Below are 4,085 nucleotides of genomic sequence, written 5' to 3' on the forward strand. Positions count from 1 at the left end.
CGGCGGGCGGGTCGGCCGTCGCCTCTGGGAACGGCAGTGGCCCCGGCGCGGGGATGCGCCAGGGCCACTGGAAAGTAGCGGGGACAGGATTTGAACCTGCGACCTCTGGGTTATGAGCCCAGCGAGCTACCGAGCTGCTCCACCCCGCGTCGGTGTGCCTTCACCCTACGGCATCGCACCTGGTGCTCCGCACTGCATTTTCCGGCGGCGCGCGACCCCCACCCTCAAAGTTGGTTTCTTAATGCTATGAATTTGTGTATTGTTTTCGCATCCTTTCCACTAGGCCTGCCAGGCCCTGCCCATCCCAATGAGGCGTGACTATGGCCGTCATGATGACCCGTCGGGGCAAGCGCCGGGACTACTGCTGTCCCGGGCACAACCCCAAGGAACTGCACCACGGGACCGAACGCGCCCGCGAGAAGCGTGAGTGGCTCCGCGAAGCCGCCCAGGATCTCGCCGACGACGAACACCACCCCGGCCCCTGACCCTCACTCCCGCTCCGGGGCCATGCCGCCGCCGGCCACGGCCCCAGCCCCCTTTCCCCGTCCCGGAGACCACCTGTGCTGCCCCTGTCCTCGGCCGAGCCCGAAGAGATCGCGCTCCCCCTCCCCCGCGGCGACGTCCTGTCCGTCGCGGCCACCGCCTCCCCGCAGACCGGCACCGTGCGCTACGCCGTCCGTACCCGCCACCTCCGCGGAGTCCTCCTGGTCCGGCCGCACGCCGTCGCCGACGAGCTTCTTCCCGCCGGCGTGCGGGTCAGCTTCGGCGACGGCGCAGCACCGGTACGCCCGTACCGGCCGCGCCCGGATGAACCGGTCGTCCACCGCGTGCGGGTGCACGGAACCGCTACCTGTCTCGCCCCCGACCGCCTCCCCGACCCCAGCGCCGTCCTCGTGGAAGCCGTCGTCCTCGGCGAGCACCACGCGACCAGGCGGGTTCCCGACCGCGCGGCGGCCCTCCTGGAGGAGGCCGTCCTGGCCGTCCTCCAGCACTGGCAGGCCCGTGACGACCGGCACGACCTGGTGCGGGCAGTCGCACGCCTCGCGGCCCCCGCCGTGGTCCGCGACACCCGCACCGCCCTGGCCACGGCCGAAGCCGACCTTCACACCGTCCGAGAACGCCTGCGCCTGCGCCAAGGCCGTCTTCTGCGCCTGGACGACTTGGCCGCCGCTCCCCCGCCGCCGGCCAATCCGCCGGCTGGCGTCACGCGGTTCGTCTACACCGACGAGCACGGCCAGGCGCTCGGGACGGCGCTGGTGCGCGAGTGCGCTGTCAACGAGCCGCCCGGCACCGTCACCTACCGGGTCGACGGGCCCCGGCTGGCCGGCAGCGTCGTCATCGGCCCGTACCGGCACAGCACCGACCCCGTCCCCACCGGCGTCAGCGTGCAGTACGGCACCGGCAGCGACGAGCCGGTCGTCAACGGCATCCGGCTGCGCGGGGGCTGGGACCACGACAGCACGACGCCCATCACCCCATCCTCCCCCGCCGCGCTCCCCCGCCCCTCCCGGGCCGACCCCACCGCCACCCAGCCCGTCCCGACAGCCACCAACCGCCGTTGGTGGGCCGTGGTCCGCGCCCTGACCACCCGCTACACCCAGCGGCCCGACATCGCCCTCCTGCGCCTTGCCGCCGCCCACGCCCGGGCCACCGACCGCCGCCACGCCGAGCAGCACGGCCTCTCCCGGCTCCAGGCCGAGCAGGACAAGCTGGCGAACACTGCGGCGGCGCTGCGCGAGCGCCTGGACGACGCCACGGCCCTGATGGACTGACCCCCCTCTGCCGCCCAGCCTGCCGACCAGGTCCCAGTCACCGCCCGTTCTCCGGGGCTGGACTGCGGCAAGGACCGCATTCGAGGTAATCAGGCGCTGCCGGAGGACCCTGAGCAGTAGTCTCCCGTCATGGCCTCCGGTGACTGTGTGTTCTGCGGTGCTCCCGTCAGCTCACAGGGGGAGCACGTCCTTCCCCGCTGGCTGTTCGCGCGGTGGGCCGGTCAAGGGCCGTTCACGTTCTTCGAGGGCAGCGAGCCGATCGCCAAGCGGAATGGCAAGACGGAGCGTGACCAGCTGGCGCGCGTCATGCTGCCGGTGTGCGGCGTCGACAGCCCATCCAACTGCAACGGCTGGCTGAACGACTCGTTCGAGGTGGCGGGCAAGCCGCAGGTCCGCGCCGTTCTGGACGCTCTCCAGTCGATCACCGGCAGCGCGGTCGTCGACTTCGCCCGGTGGGTGACAAAGACCCTGCTCCTGCACGACCACCCCCTGGCCGTGAACTCCGAGATCGGGCACCTCGATCTGCCTGGCCGCAACGCGCTGGAGCTGCCGCCGCCCGGCCTTCGAGGGCTGCGGCATACCGGTCAGTTCCCGGAGGACGTCTCGGTCTGGATGGCCGTGGTCGACCCGAATGGGGCTGTGGTGACCATGCCTGAGTTCGAGCTGGTCGTTCTCCCTGACGTCCACCGTCCGGACGGCGCGGGCGGGAAGTGCGGGGCCACAACACTCGGCCTGTCCCTGCCGAACGACCTGATGGTGACCTTGCAGTTGATCTCCCACCCGCTGATCGACATCGTGCACCCCTTCGAGGCTTCCGGTCAGGTGACCAGGCTGTGGCCGAACCCGCCCGCGGCCCTGGACGTCACGGCCCTCCCCGTCCTGGACGCCGCCGGCGGCCGCGCGCTGAACAAGTGGTTCGCGGTCGGCGGCGCGAGCATCGGCCTCCAGGCAGGCGAACGCTGGCCCTACAGCACCCTGGCTCGATTCCTCCAGCCGCGGGGCGGGCCTGTGGTCAGGGGAGCTGCCGAGGCCGCCGGGGCGTGACCCGGACACTGGCGGCGTCGGCGTCCCCGCCTGAGAGTGCGGCGGTCTCCAGCGCGAGCAGGTGAGTGCGGTCGCGTAGGCTCGCGAACGACCAGCGAGTAGTTGCTGCGGGAGTGGCCGAAGTCGCCGAAGTCCTTGTCCCACAGAAGTCCGACGCCGAGGTAGTACACATGGCGGACGCTCTTCCGCGAACGCGCGGATCGCCGCAGGCCTCGAGCTGGGCTTCCGTCCGGCGGGACCGTGAAGCGCGGCGTCCAGCTCACCGTTGCCCCGCGAGCACCAGGGTGCCGCGGCCAGGCCGCCGCTCCCGGCATAGTGATGCGCCAAGGCATGCGACCAACTGTGCGCACGGACACGCGGTCCCCGCCCCGGACCGGCCCGGAGCGAGGCCGGGCCCGGAGCACTGGATCCCCGGGCTCAGCTCACCGACTCGGCCGGCTGCAGGCCCTCGCCCGACGCCGCCGGGTTCCGCCAGTCCAGGTCCAGCTGGTCCGCTCCCTCGCGGACCACGATGGGCCCGTGCTTCTTCTCCAGCTTGTTGTACTGGGTGCGGCCTGAGCCCTCCTGCTGGTAGCCAGCCCACCGGGCCAGGTTGGGCTTGGTCAGCTCCACTCCCGCCTCCTGATGTGCCAGGTAGATCCGCTCGGCCTTCTGGCTCTTCGTCTCACCGGGCGGGGCGACGCCCAGATTGACCTTGGGCTCCTCCGCTCCGGCGCCGGCCGCCTCGTCGTCCTCTTCGTCACCGTCCTCTTCCTTCGCCTCGCCCTGCTCCGGTTCCGGGGCCGGGGCCGGTTCCGGGGCCGGTTCCAGGGCCGGGGCCGGAGCAGGGGCCGGAGCAGGGGCCGGAGCAGGGGCCGGAGCAGGGGCCGGAACCGGAGCAGGGGCGCCCTCCGGTCCCGTCGCGGACGGATCCTCCTCCTGGCCCGGTCCGCCTGCCGGCGAGGGGTCCGGCGCCTGTTCCTGCCCGTCACCGGGCCCCTCGGGCACTCCCGCGGGAACCTGCTGCTCGGTCCCCTGCGGGGCGGCCGGCATCCGGGACGGTGCCTGAGCGGGCAGCGGGGCCGCAGCCGGCGGTGTGGCTTCGGCGGGCGCCGACACCGGCGGGACAGCAGCGGGCGCGTTCACCAGAATCGCGGCAGGTGCCTCCAGAGCGGGCGCGGGCGGTGCCGGCGGTGCCGCTGCAACCGCCGCCGGGGCGGGCACCTCGTCGAGCTGCTGCTCAGCCGGTGCCGTGGTGTGGACCGTGTTCCGGTCGATCGCGATGCCGAG

3 protein-coding genes, 1 tRNA gene and 1 pseudogene are annotated in these 4,085 nt (G+C 72.7%); 3 read left to right on the forward strand and 2 right to left on the reverse strand.

Going from position 1 to position 4,085, the window contains the following annotated elements; all coding sequences use genetic code 11:
* Positions 1-75: 75 nt before the first annotated feature.
* Positions 76-149 (reverse strand) — tRNA-Met (locus ABT093_RS40465).
* Between the two features lie 180 nt (positions 150-329).
* On the opposite strand from ABT093_RS40465, the gene ABT093_RS40470 reads away from it, so the two are divergent.
* From ABT093_RS40470 to ABT093_RS40480, 3 genes are all read left to right on the forward strand, one after another.
* The gene (locus ABT093_RS40470; protein ID WP_350572514.1) at positions 330-485 is read left to right on the forward strand and encodes a hypothetical protein; all 156 of its coding nucleotides are present in this window, start codon (positions 330-332) and stop codon (positions 483-485) included.
* A gap of 75 nt (positions 486-560) precedes the next feature.
* Entirely contained in the window at positions 561-1,772 is a 1,212-nt protein-coding gene (locus ABT093_RS40475) for a hypothetical protein (protein WP_350572515.1), read from the forward strand.
* 129 nt (positions 1,773-1,901) lie between these two features.
* Positions 1,902-2,816: a hypothetical protein gene (locus ABT093_RS40480; RefSeq protein WP_350572516.1), complete on the forward strand. Its 915-nt coding sequence runs from the start codon at positions 1,902-1,904 to the stop codon at positions 2,814-2,816.
* Positions 2,817-3,233: 417 nt separating this feature from the next.
* Here the strand turns inward: ABT093_RS40480 and ABT093_RS40485 are convergent.
* Positions 3,234-4,085: pseudogene (locus ABT093_RS40485) on the reverse strand (hypothetical protein); the annotation flags it as partial.

The sequence above is a fragment of the Kitasatospora sp. NPDC002551 genome (genome assembly GCF_040296005.1).
GTDB lineage: Bacteria > Actinomycetota > Actinomycetes > Streptomycetales > Streptomycetaceae > Kitasatospora.